The 21,233-nt window shown below is 64.6% G+C and carries 15 protein-coding genes; 5 read left to right on the top strand and 10 right to left on the bottom strand.

Features of this window, described 5'->3' with window-relative positions; translation table 11 throughout:
• Positions 1–217: 217 nt before the first annotated feature.
• The gene (gene uvrA, locus PCE31107_RS00895) at positions 218–6,094 is read right to left on the bottom strand and encodes an excinuclease ABC subunit UvrA (RefSeq protein WP_150605925.1); all 5,877 of its coding nucleotides are present in this window, start codon (positions 6,092–6,094) and stop codon (positions 218–220) included.
• Between the two features lie 272 nt (positions 6,095–6,366).
• Between uvrA and PCE31107_RS00890 the strand changes: the two genes are divergently transcribed.
• Positions 6,367–8,034 (top strand): SH3 domain-containing C40 family peptidase, encoded by a 1,668-nt coding sequence (locus PCE31107_RS00890; protein ID WP_246181674.1) that lies wholly within the window; start codon positions 6,367–6,369, stop codon positions 8,032–8,034.
• 63 nt (positions 8,035–8,097) lie between these two features.
• Here PCE31107_RS00890 and PCE31107_RS00885 read toward each other — a convergent pair whose 3' ends face one another.
• On the bottom strand, positions 8,098–8,757 hold the full coding sequence (locus tag PCE31107_RS00885) for a TetR/AcrR family transcriptional regulator (RefSeq protein WP_130024450.1): 660 nt from the start codon (positions 8,755–8,757) through the stop codon (positions 8,098–8,100).
• A 155-nt stretch (positions 8,758–8,912) separates the two neighbouring features.
• Between PCE31107_RS00885 and PCE31107_RS00880 the strand changes: the two genes are divergently transcribed.
• Positions 8,913–10,205, top strand: coding sequence for an NAD(P)/FAD-dependent oxidoreductase (locus tag PCE31107_RS00880; RefSeq protein WP_150605922.1), 1,293 nt, complete (start codon positions 8,913–8,915; stop codon positions 10,203–10,205).
• 125 nt (positions 10,206–10,330) lie between these two features.
• Entirely contained in the window at positions 10,331–10,684 is a 354-nt protein-coding gene (locus PCE31107_RS00875; RefSeq protein WP_165385215.1) for a DUF3331 domain-containing protein, read from the top strand.
• Positions 10,685–11,132: 448 nt separating this feature from the next.
• Here PCE31107_RS00875 and PCE31107_RS00870 read toward each other — a convergent pair whose 3' ends face one another.
• Positions 11,133–11,387 (bottom strand): hypothetical protein, encoded by a 255-nt coding sequence (locus PCE31107_RS00870; RefSeq protein WP_150605920.1) that lies wholly within the window; start codon positions 11,385–11,387, stop codon positions 11,133–11,135.
• A 444-nt stretch (positions 11,388–11,831) separates the two neighbouring features.
• Between PCE31107_RS00870 and blaPNC the strand changes: the two genes are divergently transcribed.
• Positions 11,832–13,058, top strand: a complete 1,227-nt coding sequence (gene blaPNC / locus PCE31107_RS00860; RefSeq protein WP_150605918.1) for a PNC family class C beta-lactamase — start codon at positions 11,832–11,834, stop codon at positions 13,056–13,058.
• 215 nt (positions 13,059–13,273) lie between these two features.
• Here blaPNC and metC read toward each other — a convergent pair whose 3' ends face one another.
• From metC to PCE31107_RS00825, 7 genes are all read right to left on the bottom strand, one after another.
• On the bottom strand, positions 13,274–14,464 hold the full coding sequence (gene metC, locus PCE31107_RS00855) for a cystathionine beta-lyase (protein WP_130024440.1): 1,191 nt from the start codon (positions 14,462–14,464) through the stop codon (positions 13,274–13,276).
• A gap of 103 nt (positions 14,465–14,567) precedes the next feature.
• Positions 14,568–16,169, bottom strand: coding sequence for a rhodanese-like domain-containing protein (locus PCE31107_RS00850; protein WP_150605916.1), 1,602 nt, complete (start codon positions 16,167–16,169; stop codon positions 14,568–14,570).
• Positions 16,170–16,326: 157 nt separating this feature from the next.
• Positions 16,327–16,923: a cysteine dioxygenase family protein gene (locus tag PCE31107_RS00845; RefSeq protein WP_150605914.1), complete on the bottom strand. Its 597-nt coding sequence runs from the start codon at positions 16,921–16,923 to the stop codon at positions 16,327–16,329.
• Between the two features lie 127 nt (positions 16,924–17,050).
• A complete protein-coding gene (locus PCE31107_RS00840) occupies positions 17,051–17,818 on the bottom strand; it encodes an amino acid ABC transporter ATP-binding protein (RefSeq protein WP_150606822.1) in 768 nt (255 codons plus the stop codon).
• 35 nt (positions 17,819–17,853) lie between these two features.
• Positions 17,854–18,546 (bottom strand): amino acid ABC transporter permease, encoded by a 693-nt coding sequence (locus PCE31107_RS00835; RefSeq protein WP_017231483.1) that lies wholly within the window; start codon positions 18,544–18,546, stop codon positions 17,854–17,856.
• 4 nt (positions 18,547–18,550) lie between these two features.
• A complete protein-coding gene (locus tag PCE31107_RS00830) occupies positions 18,551–19,243 on the bottom strand; it encodes an amino acid ABC transporter permease (protein WP_017231482.1) in 693 nt (230 codons plus the stop codon).
• A 15-nt stretch (positions 19,244–19,258) separates the two neighbouring features.
• Entirely contained in the window at positions 19,259–20,083 is an 825-nt protein-coding gene (locus tag PCE31107_RS00825) for a transporter substrate-binding domain-containing protein (RefSeq protein WP_017231481.1), read from the bottom strand.
• A gap of 187 nt (positions 20,084–20,270) precedes the next feature.
• On the opposite strand from PCE31107_RS00825, the gene PCE31107_RS00820 reads away from it, so the two are divergent.
• The gene (locus tag PCE31107_RS00820; RefSeq protein ID WP_130024436.1) at positions 20,271–21,149 is read left to right on the top strand and encodes a LysR substrate-binding domain-containing protein; all 879 of its coding nucleotides are present in this window, start codon (positions 20,271–20,273) and stop codon (positions 21,147–21,149) included.
• Positions 21,150–21,233 lie beyond the last annotated feature (84 nt).

Here is a 21,233-nt window from a genome sequence, read left to right as displayed (position 1 = left end):
ATTGCAATAAAGACGATATTTGTCCATTTGTAATTTCTGTTTTAGAAATAATTGGCGCGACGCATCCCGCATCGAGCCTCGACGTCCATACAAGCCGGCGTAACGACGGCTGGACGACGGCCGAGCGTCATGACAACGGAAGGGGAACGTCTGCGCACAGGCGGGAACCGAGCGAGACGTATGTCGCTCGATCCCCGCCTGTGGCGTATTGAGTGCGCTAGTGGCCGAGTACCGGCTTGAGGGCGATGCCGGTGTGGCTGGCCGCGACCTGCGTCAGCGCATCGGGCGACGTCGCGGCGACGACCATCCCGCCGTGCTTGCCGCCCTCCGGGCCCATATCGACGATCCAGTCGGCTTCGGCAATCACATCGAGGTTGTGCTCGATGACGACGACAGTGTGCCCGCCATTCACCAGCCGATGGAGCACATGGATCAGACGCGCCACGTCCGCCATGTGAAGGCCGACCGTGGGCTCGTCGAGCACATACAGCGTGTGCGGCGTCTTCTGCCCGCGGCGCGTGACGTCATCGCGCACCTTGGTCAACTCCGTCACGAGCTTGATGCGCTGTGCCTCGCCCCCCGACAACGTCGGCGACGGCTGCCCCAGCGTGAGATAGCCGAGACCGACGTCCTGCATCAGTTGCAACGGATGCGCAATGCTCGGCATCGACGCGAAAAACTCGACGGCTTCGTCGACCTCCATCGTCAGCACGTCGCCGATGCTCTTGCCGCGCCAAGTGACGGCCAGCGTCTCGGCGTTGAACCGCTGACCGTGACAGACGTCGCACAGCACCTTCACGTCGGCGAGGAAGCTCATGCCGATGGTGCGCACGCCCTGCCCCTCGCACGCCGGACAACGGCCTTCGCCAGTGTTGAATGAGAAGCGCGACGCCGCATAACCACGGGCGCGCGCTTCGAGCGTATCGGCAAACAAGCGGCGAATCGTGTCCCAGAAGCCGATATACGTGGCCGGGCACGAGCGCGGTGTCTTGCCGATGGGCGTCTGATCGACTTCGAGCACGCGGTCGATCGCCTCCCAGCCGGTCACCGACGCGCAACCGTGCCACGCGTGCACCACAGGACCGCGAGGCACCGCCGGTGCCGCCGACGTCGCACGCGGCTTACCGTCCGCCTTCACCGCGTGACGCACCGTGCCCTTGCGGGCACGTCGCTCGGCAGGTGACGACAGCACCGAACGCCCCACCGCGTCGAGCAGGTTCGTCATCAGCACGTCGCGTGCGAGCGTCGATTTGCCCGACCCCGACACGCCGGTAATGGCCGTGAGTCGCGCCAACGGCAACGACGCCGTCACGTCCTTCAGGTTGTGGAGCGTGGCGCCATGCACCGTCAGCCAGTTCAGCGGCACCGCCTCGACGCCGGTCGAAGGCGCAACGACTTCACGGCGCGGATGAATCGGGTGTTGCAACGGTTGCGCCAGGAACTTGCCGGTCAGCGACTCGGGGTGCGAGGCCAGATCGGCGACGCTGCCCTGCGCGACCAGCGTGCCGCCACGTTTGCCCGCACCGGGACCGATGTCGATGATGTGATCCGCGCGGCGAATCGTGTCTTCGTCGTGCTCGACCACGACCAGCGTGTTGCCCTGGTCACCCAACTTGCGCAACGCGCCGAGCAGAATGCCGTTATCACGCGGGTGCAGGCCGATGGTCGGCTCGTCGAGCACATAGCAAACACCCTGCAGATTGCTGCCGAGCTGCGCCGCCAGTCGAATGCGCTGCGACTCGCCGCCCGAGAGCGTCGGCGCCGCGCGATCGAGCGTGAGGTAGCCCAGCCCGACTTCCTCGAGAAATGCCAGACGTCCCTGAATCTCACTGATCAGGTCGCGCGCGATGCTCGCCTCGCGACCGTGCAATTCGAGGCCTTCGATCCACTCGCGCACATCGGTCACGGTCCACTGCGCCACGCCGGAGATCGCGTGCTCGTCGAACGTCACCGCGCGCGCGACGGTATTGAGCCGTGCCCCGTGGCAATCCGGACACGGCTGATCACCCACGCCCTCCGGCTCCTGCTCCTCCGACGGCAACGAATGCTCGCGCCCCCGGTTGTCCTGATTGAGCACGGTGTCGTCGAATGCGTCGCGCTGCTCGCGCGTGAGCGCCAGGCCCGTGCCCACACACGTTTGACACCAGCCATGCTTGCTGTTGAACGAAAACATGCGCGGATCGAGATCCGGATAGCTCGTGCCGCACACCGGGCAGGCGCGCTTGACCGAGAACACCTCGATCTGGCCCACGCCTTCGCCCGGCTGTTCGCGGCTCATGGCGTCGCCAAGACCGTCGAGCGGCGCGAGCAGATGCATCACACCCTTGCCTTGCTCGAGCGCCGCCGCCAGCAGCGTGCGCAGCAAGCCTTCGGTCTCGGGCGTGACGATCACGTCGCCCACCGGCAGTTCGATGGTGTGCTCGCGGAATCGATCGAGCTTCGGCCACGGGTCGACCGGCAGGAACACGCCATCGACACGCAGATGCGAATGCCCGCGCGCCTTGGCCCACTTCGCGAGATCGGTGTAGATCCCCTTGCGCCCCACGACCAGCGGCGCGAGCAGCCCCACATGCTGGCCACGCCGATCGCGCATCAGTTGCGCGACGATGGAATCGGGGCTTTGCGCCGTTACGGGCGAACCGTCGTGAATGCAGTGTTGAATGCCGAGCTTGACGTACAGCAGACGCAGGAAGTGCCAGACTTCGGTTGTGGTCGCCACCGTACTCTTGCGTCCGCCGCGCGAGAGGCGCTGCTCGATGGCGACCGTCGGCGGAATGCCGTACACCGCATCCACTTCCGGGCGCCCTGCCGGTTGCACGATGGATCGCGCATAGGCGTTGAGCGATTCGAGATAACGGCGCTGCCCTTCGTTGAAGAGGATGTCGAACGCCAGCGTCGACTTGCCCGATCCCGAGACCCCCGTGATCACACTGAACTTGCCGCGCGGAATCGCGACGTCGAGCGCTTTCAGGTTGTGCTCGCGGGCGTTGACGATACGAATGTCGTTGCCGCCGGCCGGCTTGCGCTGCGTGCGCGCCGCGCGCAAGGCCGTTTGCAGCGGCATACCCGGATCGCCATCGGCGCTGGCCACCGCCGCTGATCGGCCGGGCGCCACGATATTGCGCTCATAGTCGGCCAGGGCGCGCCCGGTGTGCGACCCCTCGCACGCCACCACCTGCGCGAGCGTACCCGCGCACAGCACTTCGCCGCCGCCCTCGCCGCCTTCGGGCCCGAGGTCGATGATCCAGTCGGCCGCGCGCACCACATCGAGATTGTGTTCGATGACGAGCAGCGAGTTGCCGCCGTCGAGCAGCTTGGCGAACGCGCGCATGAGCTTGGCGATGTCGTCGAAATGCAGCCCTGTTGTCGGTTCGTCGAAGATGAAGAGCCGACCGCGATGCGCTACCTTCTGTCCGCTCGCCGTCTTCTTCTGCGCCGCTTCCGCCAGGAAACCCGCAAGCTTCAGGCGCTGGGCTTCGCCGCCGGAGAGCGTGGGCACCGGCTGACCGAGCTTGACGTATTCGAGACCCACGTCGACGATTGGCTGCAAGACGCGCAACACGTCGCGATCCGACGAGAACAGCTTCACCGCCTCGTTGACGGTCAACTCCAGCACATCCGACACGCTCAACTCGCGCATCGCTTCACCGGGTACGGCGCGTTGAATCTTCACGTCGAGCACTTCGGCGCGATAGCGCTTGCCGTCGCAGTCCGGGCAGCGCAGGTACACGTCGCTCAGGAACTGCATCTCCACGTGCTCGAAGCCCGAGCCGCCGCATGTCGGGCAGCGCCCGTTGCCGGAATTGAAGCTGAAGGTGCTGGCGTTGTAGCCGCGTTGCAGCGCCGCCGGCACGGCCGCGAACAGCTTTCGAATCTCGTCGAAGGCGCCGACGTAGCTCGCCGGGTTCGAGCGTGCCGTCTTGCCGATGGGCGACTGATCGACGAACACCACGCCCGACAATTGTTCGGCGCCGATGAGTTCGTCGTGGGCCCCGGGGGCTTCGGTCGGGTCGCCGAAGTGACGCGCCAGTGCCGGGTTGAGCACGTCCTGCACCAGCGTCGATTTGCCCGACCCGGACACGCCGGTCACGCACACGAGCCGGCCGAGCGGAATCTCGACGCTGACCTGCTTGAGGTTGTGTTCGCGCACGCCGGTCAGCGCGAGGCGAGGCGTCGCGGCGTCGACCGGACGCGCGCGCCAGTTCGACGCGTTCGCCACGTGCTTGCGTCCGCCCAGATAGCTGCCGGTCAGCGTGTCGGCATGGCGCACTTCCTCGGGTGTGCCGTCGAAGACGATCTGGCCGCCGCGCTCCCCCGGCCCCGGCCCCATGTCGATCACGCGGTCGGCGGCCAGCATCACCGCCGGATCGTGCTCGACCACGACCAGCGTATTGCCCGCGTCACGCAGGCGATGCATGGCGGCGACAATGCGGTCCATATCGCGCGGATGCAGGCCGATACTCGGCTCGTCGAGCACGAAGAGCGTATTGACGAGCGACGTGCCGAGCGCCGTCGTCAGATTGATACGCTGCACTTCGCCGCCCGAGAGTGTGCGGCTCTGGCGGTCGAGCGTGAGGTAGCCGATGCCGACGTCGCACAGATACTTCAGCCGCGTGCCGACCTCTTCCTGCAACAGCTTGAGGGCGTCGTCGAGCAGGCTCGACGGCAACGTGAGCGAATCGAAGAACTGACGCACACGCGAAATCGGCATGAGCATCAGGTCGTGCATGGTGAGGCCGGGCAGCGCTTCGAGCGCCTCGCGCGACCACGCCACGCCACGCGGCATGACGCGCTGGGCGGGCGGCAGAACCGCGTCGGCGTTCTCCTTCGAGCCGAGCCGCCAGAGCAAACCCTCCGTCTTCAGGCGTGCACCGCCGCAGGTCTCGCACGTGGTGTAGCTGCGGTACTTCGAGAGCAACACGCGAATGTGCATCTTGTACGCCTTCGACTCCAGATAGCCGAAGAAGCGGCGGATGCCGTACCACTGCTTGTTCCACTCGCCTTTCCAGTCGGGATCGCCTTCAATGACCCACTCGCGATGCTCGGGCGAGAGTTTCGACCAGGGCGTATCGCGCGGAATGCTCGCCTTGCCCGCGTATTCGAGCAGGTCATCCTGAATCTCTTTCCACGCCGGCGTCTGAATGGTCTTGATCGCGCCACCGCGCAGCGTCTTGCGCTCGTCCGGGATCACCAGACCGAGGTCGACACCGATCACGCGGCCGAACCCGCGACAGGCTTCGCAGGCGCCATAGGCCGAGTTGAACGAGAAGAGCGCCGGTTGCGGATCGGCGTAGTGCAGGTCGCTGTCGGGGCAGTGCAGATCCTGCGAATAGCGCCAGATGTCGGGCTCACCCTCGTCGGCCAGCACGTAGACATTCACACGGCCGCGCCCGCGCTTGAGCGACGCCTCGATGGCTTCCATCGCGCGTGCCTTCTCGGTGTTCTGCAGGCGGAAGCGGTCGGCGACGACATCGAGCACCTTGCGCGCGCCGTCAGCCGATGCGACTTCGCGTTCGGCCTGCACGCGCGTGTAGCCCGATGCCGAGAGCCACTGTTCGACCTCGTCGGCGGTGACACTGCCGGGCAACTCGACGGGGAACGTAACGACCAGACGCGGATCGCCCGGCGCGGTGCGCGCCATCAGGTCGGCGTAGATCGTCTCGGGGGTGTCGTGTCGCACCGGCTGTGCCGTCTCGCGATCGAACAGCGCCGCCGCGCGGGCGAACAGCAGCTTGAGGTGGTCGTTGAGTTCGGTCATCGTGCCGACCGTCGAGCGCGAGCTGCGCACGGGGTTGGTCTGATCGATGGCGATGGCCGGCGGCACGCCTTCCACGTGATCGACCTGCGGACGATCCATGCGGTCGAGGAACTGGCGGGCGTAGGCACTGAAGGTTTCGACGTAGCGGCGCTGGCCTTCGGCAAACAGCGTGTCGAAGACCAGGCTCGACTTGCCGGAACCGGACGGGCCGGTCACGACGGTCATTTCACCGGTCTGGAGATCGACGTCGAGATTCTTGAGATTGTGCTGGCGGGCGCCACGAATACGAATGGCGTGGTTGGACGACGGGTCGGGTTTCGGGGATGAGGTATCCACTGGATCAGGGCCGCTTGGTTGACAATGAACAGCGTGACGTCTGACAGCGCGCGTGCGCGCCTCGGGGGAACTACTGTATCAGGCCGATGCGACAGTCGCTGACAGCATCCACGCGTCGCTCGGCTTGACGTGATTGTACTGTATATTTGTACAGCATTCACGCCACGCCCGAAGGCACGGTAGCGCCGCGTTGCATGCCTCGCCGCGCGCTTCAATTTCACGCCTGTGTCGATGGAGTAGCATGACGGCATCCGGACTCTCTTTCGCACAACATGGGTGCCCTCCTTGCGGCGCGCGGCGTCATCGTGCGTGCCACGTCGTCCGTCGCGCATGTCATGCACATCACGCGGCGCAACGCCTCGAACGCCCCGCGGCGCCCCGTTACCCGCCTTGCCGGCTTCACGTCGCTGCTGCCGCTCGTCGTGCTCGCGGCGTGCGCAGGCGCACCGCAACCGCCCACGGCGTCTCAGCCGGCGGCGGCTGGCACGGCGACGCGCTACAACGTCGGCCGCTTCCCCATCGAGCATTACGATCAGAACGTCGATCATTGGATCCGGCCCGATGCGCCCGACTACGATCGGCCGCTGCTCTCCGCGCAGGAGCAAACGCGTCGGTTCGAGGCCTTCCGCGCGCGCTACTTCGGCACCTCGCCGCGCGACCCGTCGCCATGGAACGGCACATGGCTGTCGACATCGCTGCTCAACCCCGCCGGTGCCCAGCAGATCGCGGATTCGCAAGCGCGGCGCGCCAGACGGTTCGATAACGGCGTGCCCGGGGTTGCCAAGACCTATGGCGAGAACTTTCATGCGCACACGTCGTCGTGGATCCGCGCCATCGAAGCCAACATGGGGCTGGCCCAACTCGACGCCGATCAGGCCGGTGCGCAATACGATCCGGGCCGTCGCGGCATCACCGTCGACAATGCGCTGGTGCGCCAGCTCCCCACGCAGGACCCGGCGTTCTATGATTTCCATCAGGCAGGCGAAGGCTATCCGTTCGATGCCCTGCAGGACTCCGCGTTGCGGCCTGGCACGCCGGTCTACACGCTCGCCCGCAGCGTCGACGGCGCGTGGCTGCTTGTCTATTCGCCCGATCTTATCGGTTGGGTCGATGCCCGCACCGTGGCCTCGGTCGACGAGCATTTCATCGCCACGTGGCGTGACGCGGCACAGCGCCGCCTCGGCGCCATCGTGCGCGCCGACGTGGCCTTGGCCGACACGCCGCCCGGCGCGACGGCGCCCATCTACCGAACGTTTGCACCGATCGGCACCGTGCTGCCTGCAATGCTTCGCGACGGGCACCCGGTCGCGATGTTCCCCGTGGCCGATCTTCGGCGTCAGGCACACATTCGCACGACCCCGCTCGACGCCTCGACCCTGGTACCGATGCCATGGACGCTCACGCCGCGCCATATGGCGCAGGTGATGAAGCAACTGATCGGGCGTCCGTACGGGTGGGGCAACACGCTGTTCTACAACGACTGCTCGGCCGAGACGCGCAGCCTCTTCGCCCCGTTCGGCGTGTGGCTGCCGCGCCATTCGTCGGATCAGTTGCGCGCGGGCGTGCGAACCGATCTGCGCGCCGCCGATATCGACACAAGGTTGCGCACGCTGGCCGAGCGGGGCCGGCCGCTGATGACGCTCATCCACATCAATGGGCACATCATGCTGTACCTCGGCAATGCGCAGCGCGACGGCGAAAGCGTGCCGATGACCTATCAGAACGTGTGGGGTTTGTCGCCGGCGGATAACAGTCGTCGCAATGTCATCGGTGGCTCGGTGATCCTGCCATTGCTCAAGACTTACCCGGAAGATCCTGAGGCTCGCTCGCTCGCGGGCAAGTCGCTGTTCGAGATCAGCGTGATCGGCAGCGAGACCTCGGCAAACGGGGATGCCACGCGCGTACCGAGCACGGACACTCCGGAGGAGATGCCACAGTAAAGCGCTGGTCGGCGCGGTGCCGCAAAGCCTGTAAGACGCTTGCGCACCGCCCGCGCCGGCGGATCATTGCCGAATCAGCGCCATCGCGCAGTCGAGCACGGTGCGCTTGAGATCGGCCATGCCTTCGGGCGGCAGGAACGGTCCCATCATGTGCCGATACGACACTGTCTTGCTGATGGCCGACGTCAGCATGAAAAACATCACGTCGGCGTCCTGCCCCGGGCGCTTCTGCGCTTCGAGCCAGTCGGCCACGAGCGGCACCATCGCATCGCGATACGGGCGCACCAGTCGCTGCATGATGATGTCGAGCCGCTCGCCTTCCTCGGTCGCGGCCGTCGAGAAGAACATACCGATGTCCGGATTCTCGAAGACGACTTCCACGAACACCCGTACCGCCTGCTCGATGCGCTCGGCAGGTTCCAGCGGCGCGTGCCGCAGCGCCAGCGTCTGCTCGATCATCGAGCGCGTGAGCGTCGCGATCTGATCGACGACCGCGACCCACAGGGCCTCCTTCGAGCCGAAGTGATGCGAGATCAGGGCCGCGTCGACCCCGGACGCCTCCGCGATCTGCCGCACGCTGCTCGCATAGAAACCGCGCTGCGCAAAGATACGCCGCGCGTTGAGCAACAACGCGTCGGCCCCATGCGAGCAGTTGCACGTGGGACGCCCACGTGCGCGTTTGCGGGGCGGTTCGGCTTGCGGGACGGCTTTGTTCGGAGTCATTGAGCGATGGGTGGGTCGAGTTCGCGACAGCAATGCGCCAAGTCTACCCGACCCGAACGCCGCTGCCTGCCCAGGCAATTGCCATTTGACACGCCGGGGCCACGCTCGCTATTATGCGCTTATTCATCACTTGTTGAATTTGGCATTTCCCCCAAATGTCTCGCGCAAACCGAATCGTGATTGTCGGTGGCGGTATCGCCGGCCTGAAGCTGGCAACGCGTCTGGGCCGTACGTTCGGCCTTGCCGGCACGGCGCGCGTGACGCTGATCGACAGCCACCCCACCCATCTTTGGAAGCCGATGCTGCACACCGTAGCGGCAGGCACGCGCGATGTCACGCACACACAGGTGACGTATCTCGCCCATGCGTGCGGCAACGGCTTTACGTATCAGGCGGGGCGCATGTGCGGGCTGGATCGGTCGCGACGGGAGATTGTGCTCGGCGAGATGGACGCGCCCGACGGCTCGCGTTTGTTGGGCGAGCGTCGCGTGCCTTACGACGCGCTCGTGCTGGCGCTTGGCTCGCAGGCTGACGACGCGTGTCTGCCCGGTGTGCGCGACGTCTGCCATTTCATCGACAGTCAGCCGCAGGCCGAGGCATTTCAAGCGGCGTTGCGATGTGAAGCGCTGCGCAGCGCCGTGAACGACGACGCGCTGCGTGTCGTGATCGCCGGAGGTGGCGCCACGGGCGTGGAACTCGCGGCGGAGCTGAGCCGCACGTTCGCGCTGGCGGCTGGCTATGGTGATCCGTGCATTGGCGAACGGCTGAAGCTCACGCTCGTCGAGCGTGGTCCGCGTGTGCTCGGGGCATTTCCGCCGGAGGTGTCCGAGTCGACGCAGGCGGGGCTGGAGCGCCTGGGCTTTCGCGTGCTGACGGACACCCGCATCGTGTGCGCCGACCGTGACGGGTTCTATCGTGACGACGGTCAGTTGATTCCCGGCGATCTGCTCGTGTGGGCGGCCGGCGTGAAAGCGCCAGACGTCTTGCAGGGCATTGGCGGGCTCTTGACCAACGTTGCCAACCAGATCGTGGTGCGCCCGACGTTGCAGACGGCACAGGACGAGCGAATCTTCGCGCTGGGCGACTGTGCGTCGCTCGTGCCCGCGAAGGGCGAGTGCCCGTTGCCGCCGACGGCTCAGGTGGCCACGCAGCAGGCGGCGCATCTGGGCCGGCATCTTGGCGCGTGGTTTGAGGGACGCGCGATTCCGCCGTTCGTCTATCGCGATCCCGGCGCGTTGGTCTCGCTTTCCGGCTACAACGCGTTTGGCGCCCTTGGGCGATTCGGCTTTTTCAAAGGTGGCATCGTGCGCGGACGCTTCGCGCAGTGGAGCCACGCCATGTTGTATCGGCGCCATCAGCATGCGCTGCACGGGTTCGCCCGCGCGACGGTGCTGTTGGGCGCGGAAAAACTCGGCGGCCTTCGCGGGCCGCGCACCCGGCTGGCCTGACCATGCGAAGCGACCGAACTCACTGCCCCAAACTAAGCGGTACCCACCGCGACGCCTGCACATCCCCGACATCCGCGACGTCACGAACTTCACGCACGTCGCGCGCCGCGCCGCGCGATCAAGGCGTGTGGCAACACACCGTGGCGATGCTCGATGCCGAACCGGTCGTGTGCCGGCCCGTCATTCCCTACACGCGCCGCGCGCCCATCGTGCGTGTGCTGGAGATCTCCAGCGAACTGACAATCACCGTGTCGTGGAACGACGCCATGGGCGGCAACTACGGCGCGCAGATCTGGCGCATTCGCCGGGCGAATCACCCTGGCGTTTGCGCATTGACGGGCGAGGCGATCGACGTGGGCGACTTCGTCTACCGGCCGCTGTTCGGCGATGTACCGCCGCTCAATGTCGACGCGATGATATTGGCCGAGCCCATTCGTGCCATGCGCGAATCCAGCAGCCGGGAACTCGAACCGGCATAACACCGCGACCGACACCCTGCGCAGATCTGCTGCCGGGGTGTCTGGCGCGAGGTCCGTGTCGTTATTGGGCGCTGCGGGCGCGCACGCGAAGGGGCTGACACCCAACCCTTGATTCGTCCCGACCGACGATCATCCTATCGCGTCACGCAACGCTCCGCACCCTGCGGAGATTCACCTCCCGGCGAAGTGCGCATCGCCCGTTCGCCTCCCGTTCCGCGCATTCCCCCTCATTTGTCTCGTCCCCAACCGAGCGCGGGTGCCGCCGCACCCAGTCAAGGGCCATTGACGCCCGACGCGTTCGGGCAACGTATCCAGACTCGAAAAATTCCGTCCGGAAAAAGAAGTCTGTTTGTGATTCAACCATTAGTTTTGCTAACGTTTTTTGTTGAACCACTGCCGATCTGCTGCGGTGAAGTCCAACGATCGATGCGCTGCAGAACTTCGCGAATCAGACGCGTGCTGCCGCCGGCAGCGGCAAGCCTGAAGCGAAGGTCGAATTGAGTTTGGAGTCTTCGACAATCAAGTCACCGTCTTCGTCCGAAAGCGCGCCGAACGTGCCAAGCAACATCACGGCCGGAGACACTACAACGTTCGTCGCGACTGATGACGCGGCGTCAGGAAAGGCAACGTCAATATCATCGGCTCGAACATCGACGCGAAAGACGTTCTCCTGCAAGCCAAAAGTCGGGGCAATTTGAGTCACAGCACCGACACTGAACCGCACCGGGAAAAAACCAACGCTCTAACGTCCAACTCTCAGGGGTCAGTTCAAATCCGGTGCGGTTCAATACTTCGCCCTCGAAGCCACTTTTCGCCAACGCCTCAATAAAGTTGAGGGACAGAGGCGCCGGCGTCCCACCTGTGTTCAGGCGCGGAAGAGCGTGATCGATAAAGCGAAGGATTCAACGTCGGAAGGGCCATTTCTCCGCTGTCGCACCGCTCGCGTTCACTAAGCTTGGCGAGCTCCCCATTTGGTTGCATCGATTACATCGGTTACGTTAGTTACGTCGTCGCACCGCGAATGCTCACCGATTTGCGATTACGCTTCCGGGCATGAATCACCGCGCATTACCATGAGACTCAACCGGCCTGCTGCCCTTCGTGCCTCATGCGTCCCAAGCGCCCGCCCACACGGAGACCACCTTCGATGACAAAGCCCCATCTCACCGTTTTCGCCGCGCTTGCGGCAACCGCCGCCATTACCTGGATGACGTTCAGCGCGCGCAGTTACGCCGCCGAGCCGCAAGCGCAAGTCCAGACCAATCCCCGGCAAGACGAAATCAAAGCGCTCGTCGACAAGACGATCACCCCACTGATGGCCCGGCAGGAGATTCCCGGCATGGCCGTTGGCGTCGTCGTCGACGGACATACCTACGTCTTCAATTACGGCGTGGCCGACAAGAAAGCGAATACACCCGTCACGACCGACACGCTTTTCGAAATCGGCTCGGTCAGCAAGACCTTCACTGCGACGCTCGCCGCCTACGCACAAGTCACCGGTGCCCTCTCGCTCACCGACAAAACCAGCCGCTTCGTCCCCGAACTCGCCGGCACGGCGTTCGGTGACGTCATGCTCGTCAATCTCGGCACGCACACGACTGGCGGCATGCCGCTGCAAGTGCCGGACAACGTTCATAGCACCCACGGCATGCTGCAATACCTCACGTCATGGAAGCCGTCGAAGCCCACCGGCACGGTGCGCACCTACTCGAACGTGAGCATCGGTGCCCTCGGCTGGATCACCGCGCGCGCCATGCACGGCGACTTCGCAACACTCGTGACTGAGCGCGTCTTCAAGCAACTCGACATGCGGCACACCTACCTTCAGGTGCCGAAAGACCAGCAGGCGAACTATGCGTGGGGATATGGAAAAGACGGCAAGCCGATTCGCGTCTCGGCAGGCGTGTTCGATCAAGAGGCTTACGGCGTGAAGACGACTGCAAGCGACCTGCTGCGGTTCGTTCGCGCCAACCTCGGACTTCCGGCGCAAGACGACCGGCTGAATCAGGCAATCAACGCGACCCACACCGGCTATTTCTTCGACAAACCGATGACGCAGGATTTGATTTGGGAGCAATACCCGTATCCGGTCAGCGTCGATGCGCTGCTTGACGGCAACTCGGCCCGGATGGCTTACGAGCCGACAGCCGTTCGTGAACTCGCGCCGCCTATGGCCCCCACGCCCGTCGTCTGGGTCAACAAGACAGGTTCGACGAACGGGTTCGGCGCTTATGTCGCCTTCGTCCCGTCGAAGCAGATGGGCATCGTGCTGCTCGCGAACAAAAACTACGCGATGGACGAGCGCATCCGCGCGGCGCACGACATTCTGACCACCCTCGACGGGGGTGCACACACCTCCCCCGCAGGGAAGTAACGACGTGCTCGGCTGCGGGCGTCCTCGCCCGCGCCCTCTTTGTGATTCAGGGTCAGCGCTGAAGCCCCCCGAGGCTTTGGCGCCGTAACGCGACATCGCGCAAACGCCTGCACACACGACCGCAGCAATGCCCTGGCGCCTTAACTCCCAACACCTCGACAACTCAAGGTCTTGACGGCTCAGTACCTCAACGCTTTACCCACCTGCCGAACGCCTCACCGCCCGAACACCTGCTCAAGCGCCGCCGCCATATCCTCGATCAGATCCTGCGGATCTTCCAGACCGATATGCAGACGCACGATCGGGCCGGCGGATGTCCAGTCCTCGCACGTGCGCGTGCCCGCCACGTTCGATACCGTCGCCAGGCTCTCGTAACCGCCCCACGACGCCCCGATGCCGAATAGCTCAAGCGCATCGACGAAGCGGTCCGCTTGCGCCGTCGTCGCATTGGCAAACTCGAACGAAATCAGACCGTTCGTGCCCACACAATCCCGTTGCCACAGCGCGTGCCCCGGATGCGTCGGCAACGCCGGGCAGAACACCCGCGCCACGTCGGGCAGACTGCCGAGCCAATGCGCAACTTCCAGCGCATGACGCTCGTGCATCTGCAAGCGCGCCGCCAGCGTGCGCGTACCGCGCAGCACCAGATATGCGTCGTCCGGACTCACGGCCACGCCCTGCGCATCGGCCATCGTCGAGAGCGTCTGCCAAACGTCCTGCGTCGTGGTGACCGTCCCCATCATGACGTCGGAGTGCCCGCTCAGGTATTTCGTCGCCGCCATGACCGAGACGTCGGCCCCCAACATGAGCGGACGGCACTGCACGCCCGAGCCCCACGTGTTGTCCGCCACCAGCAACGCACCGTGGCGATGTGCCAGATCCGCCAGCGCCGGAATGTCGCACAACTCGTACACGAGCGATCCCGGCGTCTCCACATAAATCATCTTCGTGCTGGGCGTCATGTGCTCGGCAGCATCAGTGCCGTCGGCACGGAAGTAGCTCACATTCACGCCCCACGGCTTGAGAAACGTCTCCACGAAGTGGCGCAGCGGTTGGTACACGCAGTCCGAGATCAGCACATGGTCGCCGGGGCGCACGTAAGCGAGAAACACCATCGAAATCGCTGCGAGCCCGGTCGGGAAGAGGCGCGTGCGATAGCCGCCTTCCAGGTCGGCAACGACATCCTCCAGCGCAAAGCCCGTCGGATTGCCGCGCGCACCGTAGGTGAACATACGCTCGGTGCCGCGACGGCGGCGCGCGTCGTTCATCTCGTCCATCGTATCGAACAGCACGGTAGAAGCGCGCACCACCGGCGGATTGACAGCGCGACCGCCAACCACGGCGGTGTGCGTGCCACCCTTGACCAGGCGGGTAGCGAGACGTTTGGGAGGCGATTGTCGAGACATGATCGGGCGTGGGGGATAGGATTTTGAAGGATTCGAAGGCTTCGAACGAGTCAGAAGATAACGCGTTGGCGTGCGCAACCGGCGCACACGCCAACGCCGTGGCTTACTTCGCGACGGCAGGCTCACCGATACGGAACGCGCCGCGCTCCCGGTCGTCGAGCTGGGCGAGCAAGCCAGTCTCCCACGCGAGATACTGGCGTGCCGCCGCCTTGTTGCCGTCGTGACGATCGTGAACGAAGAACAGGTAGTCGATGCATTCGGCATCTGCCGGCAATTCTGGCGTGCTCTCCACCGGCTGACCCGCTGCGGCCCAAGCCTTGAAGCCGCCCTTGAGCAACGAGATCGTGCGCGCGTCGTTTGCATGCGTGCGCTGCCAGTCGGCCGCGAACAGTTCCGCGATGCCGCGCTCGTCCGCGACGAGCACGATGTTACGCGACGAAGGCAGGTTCGGCAGCCGCGGGCGAATCGCCCACTGCGCACCCGGCACATGCTCGCGACGGTAGCTCATGCTCGAGCGCAGATCGACGACCGTGACACGCTCGTCGGCCTGCGCCGCGGCGAGCGTCGCGACATCGATCTCGGGCAGCATCGTGTCCATGGCCGGCGCATGGCCCGGCAGCGACGCACCGCTGGCGAGTCCGCCGCGCAATACATAGGCATCATGCCCCAACTGACGCAGCCAGCTCGCCACGATCGGCGCGCGCACCCCATCGTTGTCGAACAGCACCACCCGGGCGTGACGCACGCCCACGTATTGATCCGTCGCCTGAATCAACTGGCCGCCCGGCGTGTGCTGCGCACCGGGCAGCGACCCAGCGGCAAATTCTTCCGGCGTGCGCACGTCGCACAGGAACAGCGTGCGCGACGTGTCCGTGGCCCATTGCGCAAACGTCGCGGCCTCCACCTCGGGCACCGAGAAGCGCTCGGCCAGCGCACCGCTCGCTTCGCGCATCAGCGCAAGGCTCGACGGCGCGACCGCGTCCGGATAGCGGCGCGTGCTGCCATGCTCCAGCGGCAAATCTTCCAGATACCAGCCCTGCGTGCCGTTTTCCAGCGCCATCACCGGGTTGGGAATGCCGAGGTTGATGAGCGTCTGGGCGCCGATGATGCTGCGCGTGCGGCCGGCACAATTCACGACGATGGGCGTGGTGGGGTTCGGCGCCAGCTCGCGAATGCGATAGCCGAGTTCGCCGTTCGGGCAGCAAATCGACGACGGGATCGTCATCTTGAGGTATTCGCTCACGGGACGCCCGTCGAGAATTACCACGTCATCGCCGCGCTCGCGCATGGCGGCCAGCTCGCGCGCCGTCACGCGAGGCGTGTGATACGCCATCTCCACCAGCTCGCCGAAGGTCTTCGACGGCACATTCACACCGGCAAACAGTCGAAAGCCCGCCTGTTGCCAGGCGACGGTACCGCCTTCGAGCACATGCACGTCGGTATAGCCGAGTGCGGCCAGACGTTGCGCCGCCTGCACCGCGACGCTCGCATCGGTGTCATAGAGCACCACGCGAGCGTCGCGTCGCGGCGCGAGCCGCACGATGTCGAGTTCGAGGCGGCTGTAGGGCAGCGTCACGCCATAGAAGAGGTGCGCTTCGCCGTACTCGCCATGCTCGCGCACGTCGAACACGGCGATCTCGGCGCCGTCGTGCAGCCATTCCTTGAGGCGGGCGGGCGGCACAAAGTGAGGAGTAAACGAGGTCATAGCGTTGCGTCGATTGTCAGGTTCCGCCCGGCCATTCCCAAAGCGTAGGGATGAGCAGGCCCGCACCGCCCGGCGGGGCGATGTGGAAAGGGAGCGCGAGGAACACTCGCGCCGTCAGGAGGTTTGCCGCCGGTTCGCGCCGGCGGTCACTGCGGTATTAGCGGCGGGTCTTCACGCCGATATCCATGACTTGATACGTGCCCTTGGCGAGATCGAACGTGATGCGCTCGGTGAGCGTCTCCAGCGCACGGCCGTACATGTGCAGGTGGCGGATCGGTGCGTCGCCCTGGATCTCGACGGCATGAATGTCCTCCGACGCCAGCGCAATGCCGTGCCCCGGATCGACCACGACGGTGTCGCTCACTTCCAGCGTGCCGACGCCGGGCGTCTTGCCGTCGTCGGTACGGCGGTAGACGTAGTTGTATTCGACCCCTTCGACCGCCGCGATGCAGGCCCACGTTGTATGGTTGTGCGGCGTGATCTTCTTGCCCGGACGCATGACGTTCAGGTACAGCGCGTAGGTCTTGTCCGCATCTTCGTGAATCAGGTAACGCGCTTGCAGTTCGCCATCGGCCGGCGGCGGGAAGTCGGCCTCGTTCCACAGCGCCGCGCGCGCGGCGAGCGATTTGACCTGATCGAGTACGGCGGCCAGCGCGGGGCGCGTCTCGCCCTCAGGGGCCAGCGACGCCTTCATGGCTGCAATGGCGTCGCCGACGGCGGCCTGACGTTGTTCGGCAAGGGTAGGCGTGGACATGATGAAGTCTTCTCCGTAGTACGTTGTTTTGCGATGGTCCCGATGGGAACACGGTCGCATATTCGGGTATGGCGTATGTGTCGTCTGCGTCGTCTGCGTCGTCTGCGTCGTGCTTATCCGGTAGCCGTCAAGCGGGCACGGCGTCACGCGGCATGCTGATCATCGGCGACGGACGCAGCACGTCCTGCAGGAATCGCTGCGCACGTGCGTGCTTCGGCTGGCTGAAGAATTCCGCCGGCGGCGCGTCTTCGAGCAACTGTCCCTGGTCCATGAACCAGACGCGGCTCGACACGTCGCGCGCGAAACCCATCTCGTGCGTGACGATCATCATTGTCAGCCCCTCCTCCGCCAGCGAGCGCATCACTTGCAGCACCTCCTGCACCATCTCCGGATCGAGGGCGCTCGTCGGCTCATCAAACAACATGAGCGGCGGCTTCATGGCAAGCGCGCGGGCAATGGCCACACGTTGCTGCTGACCGCCCGAGAGGTTCGCCGGCATGGCGTCGATCTTGTGGGCAAGGCCGACCTTGGCGAGCAACGTCTCGGCCTGGGCCGTGGCTTCGTCGCGCGACAGGCCGAGCACTTTCGTCGGTCCGAGCATCAGGTTCTGGCGCACCGAGAGGTTCTGAAACAGATTGAAGCTCTGGAACACGAAGCCGATGCGGGCGCGCAACTGATTGAGCTTGATGTCGCGCGCAGTGACGTCCTTGCCCTCGAAAAGGATGCGGCCTTTCTGGATGGCTTCGAGCCGCGTGACGGTACGAATCAGCGTCGACTTGCCGGAGCCCGACGGGCCGCACACGACCACGACTTCGCCGCGCCCGATGGTGGCGTCGATCCCCTTCAGGACGTGATGCTCGCCGTAATACTTATCGACCTTCTCGAATGCGAGCATGGTCATGATCGCGTTCTCCTTCTTGAATCCTGCGTTCACGCCAACCCCGCGCGCTGACGAGCAATACGACGCTCGAGCCAGCCAGCGAAGCGCGAAATGGCGAAACACAACACGAAATAGAAAGCTGCGAGCACGAGGAACGTCTGCAGCGGCTTGGTCAGCACGATCGTATTGACCTGCGCGGCCGAGTAGGTCAACTCGGGCACGCCGATCACATAGGCGAGCGATGTCGCCTTGATGATCGACACGAACTGGTTCACGATCGACGGCAGCATGTTCGCGAGCGCCTGCGGCAATTGCACGTAACGCATGCTTTGCAGCCACGATAGCCCGTTCGAGCGCGCCGCTTCCATCTGGCCGCGCGGCAGGCCTTCGAGGCCGGCACGCACGATCTGCGACAGGAAGGCACTCTCGTAGACGATGATCGCGCACACGGCCGTGGTGAATGCCGATACCTCGGCGCCCACGAGCAGCGGCACAGCGAAATACGCCCAGAAGATGATCATCAACAGCGGAATGCCGCGCACCAGCCGCGTCCATACGCCGGCCGCACGTCGCAGCCAGCGCAGCGGCGAGACTTGCGCCATGCCGATCACCACCGCGATCGGGAATGACATCACCAGCCCGAGCGCCGAGAGAATGAGCGTGATCGCCACGCCGCCGAGCGGGCCGTTGGGCCAGCTCCCGACGAGGAACAGCGCCAGATAGTCATGCAGGATCTCGTACATCGTCTCAAACTCCCGAGGGTGCCGTACGGCGTTTGGCAACGTGCTCGGAGAGCGCCATCAAGGCCAGCGTGCCGATCAGATACAGGATCGTCGCCACCATGAACACATCGAACGTGCGGAACGTCAGGTTGTCGATCTGACGCGTGCGATACATCAGTTCGTGCACGCCAATCGCCATCGCCAGCGAGCTGTTCTTGAAGAGCAGCAGCGCCTGGTTGAGCAACGCGGGCGTCGCCACGCGAATGCCTTGCGGCAATACGACGTAACGGAACGACTGCAAATACGTGAGACCGATCGACCACGCAGCTTCCTGTTGCGTATGCGGAATCGCGCGCAGCCCCGAGCGCAGGTCTTCGGAGATGAACGCGCCGGCATTGAGCGCCAGCGCGAGCGTTGCGAAGACGAACTCGGTGTTTCCGGCGTTGATCCAGTCACGCAGGCCTTCGGGCAGCAGTTGCGGCACGCCGAAGTACCACACGAGAATCTGCACCAGCACCGGCACGTTGCGGTGATACTCCACCACTACGATCACGAAGCCCTTGAAGAGCTTCACCGGCAGGGCGCGCAACGTGGTGAGCACCACGCCCACCACGATTGCCAGCAGCCCCGAGACCACGAACAGTTGGAGCGTGGTCAGCACCCCGTCGCGAAACAGCTTCAGGTAGCCGTCTTCGAGCAGAAACGAAAGATCGAACATTACGCCGCGTCTCGCTTACTGCACCTTGATCGGCTCGACCTTGTAGTCGCGCGTGAACTTGTAGACCGACTTGTTGCCGAGCCACTTGTCGAAGCTGTCCTGCAAACCATTCGACTTGTCGTAGTCGACCAGAATCTTGTTCACCGCGGCGAGCAGCGCGGGTTCGTTCTTGTTGGTCACCACGCCCCAACGTTCTTCGAAGACCGACTTGGTGAGCAGTCGATACTGCTGACCGCCCTTGGCGGCGGCTTCGTTGGCGAAGCGCGCCAGAATCAGTTGGCCCGCCACCAGCCCTTCGACCTTGCCTTGCTGCAGTGCGAGGAACGCCGACGAAATGTCGTGGAACGTGAGCAGGTTCGAATCGGGCAAACGCGTGACCGACACGGCGGCCGAGCTGGATCCCTCGGACGCGGCGATTTTCTTGCCGGCGAGCTGATCGAGCGTCTGCACCGGCGAGTCGGCGCGCACCAGCACGCGAATCGGGGCAACGAAGTACTGGTCGCTGAAGTCAACCTGTGCGGCACGGGCCGGCATCCAGGCGACGGCGGCGGCCAGCACGTCAACGCGATGTGTCTTGAGTTCGGGGATGCGGGCGTCGGTCGACAGCGCACGGTGTTCGAGCTTCACGCCCAACCCCTTCGCGATCGCGTTGCACACGTCAACGTCGAATCCGACGATCTTGCGCGTGGCCGCGTCGGGAAACGCATACGGCTCGCTGGCGTTCTGCGTGCCGCAAACAAGCGTGCCGCGCGCCTTGATGTCGGCCAGTTGGTCAGCGTGTGCGACGCCCGTGATGGCGAGTGTCGCGAACAGCGCGGCTGCAAAGTGTCGTTGCCACATGATCCTGAGTCTCCTTGAGTTCGACCGAAGGGCGAATCGATGATCAGGGGGGCCGGTCAACGCCGGCTCACCACCGATTACATAAATATTGCTTGAGTGTCAGGCAGGTTATCGACCAAAATTCCCGAGAACAATTTAATTTTTATCTCGAAAACTTAAGCCACTCTGAAGTATCAACCCAAAACCCATGCGAAATCTGGATATCGATCTGCTGCGCACTTTCGTGGCGATAGCGCAGCACGAGACCTTTGCGGCAGCCGCCACGCGCGTGGGACGCACGCAGTCCGCGATCACCCAGCAGATGCAGCGGCTCGAACAGGAGATGGGGTGCGCGCTGTTCGAGAAGCAGGGCCGGCAGAAGGCGATGACCGCCGACGGCGTGCGCCTGGTCGCCTATGCGAACAAGATTCTGGCGCTCAACGATCAGGCCGTGCAGGTCATGCAAACGCGCGGACCGGTGGAGAAACTGCGCATCGGGTCGCCGCACGACGTGGCCGACTCGATTCTGCCGAGCATGCTGCGGCGGCTATCGAAGCTTTCGGCGGAATTGCAGTTGGAGATCATCGTCGGACGCAGCCCGCATTTGATGGATGCCTTGCGCGACAAGGCGCTGGATCTGGCGATCTCGACACGCTACGACGAAGCCTTCCCCGGCATCAAGCTGCGCACTTCGCCGATGGTGTGGATCTGCGCCGATGACTTCATCTTCAATTCGTCCGCGCCTGTACCGCTGGTAATGGCCGACGAACTGAGCCTGTTCCGCCGCCTGTCCATCGAGCGGCTCAACGCGGCGGGCATCGCCTGGCGCACGAGCTTCATCTCGCCAACGCTCACCGGCATCAGGGCGGCGATCAGCGCGGGCCTCGGGGTGACGGCTCGCACCACCGAGCTGCTCGATGCGAACATGCGCGTGCTCTCCGAAGCCGACGGCCTGCCGCGCTTGCCCGACGTCGCGTTCTATCTCTACGTGCAGCCGACGTGTACGAGTCAGGTCCTGCGCGAATTGTTCGAGTCGACCGAGCACATCGCCACGCGCTTCGGTCCGCCGTTTCTGATCGGCGAGTAATCGGCGGCGCGCCTCCGATCCGCGGGAAGCCGAATCGGGGATATACTGCCCCCTAGTATGTACGTGCTAACATTTTTGGCCATT

This window comes from Pandoraea cepalis (assembly GCF_902459625.1).
In the GTDB taxonomy this organism is placed as follows: domain Bacteria; phylum Pseudomonadota; class Gammaproteobacteria; order Burkholderiales; family Burkholderiaceae; genus Pandoraea; species Pandoraea cepalis.
The sequence above is the reverse complement of the archived record's forward strand: the minus strand, read 5'-3'. Positions and strand labels throughout refer to the sequence as shown.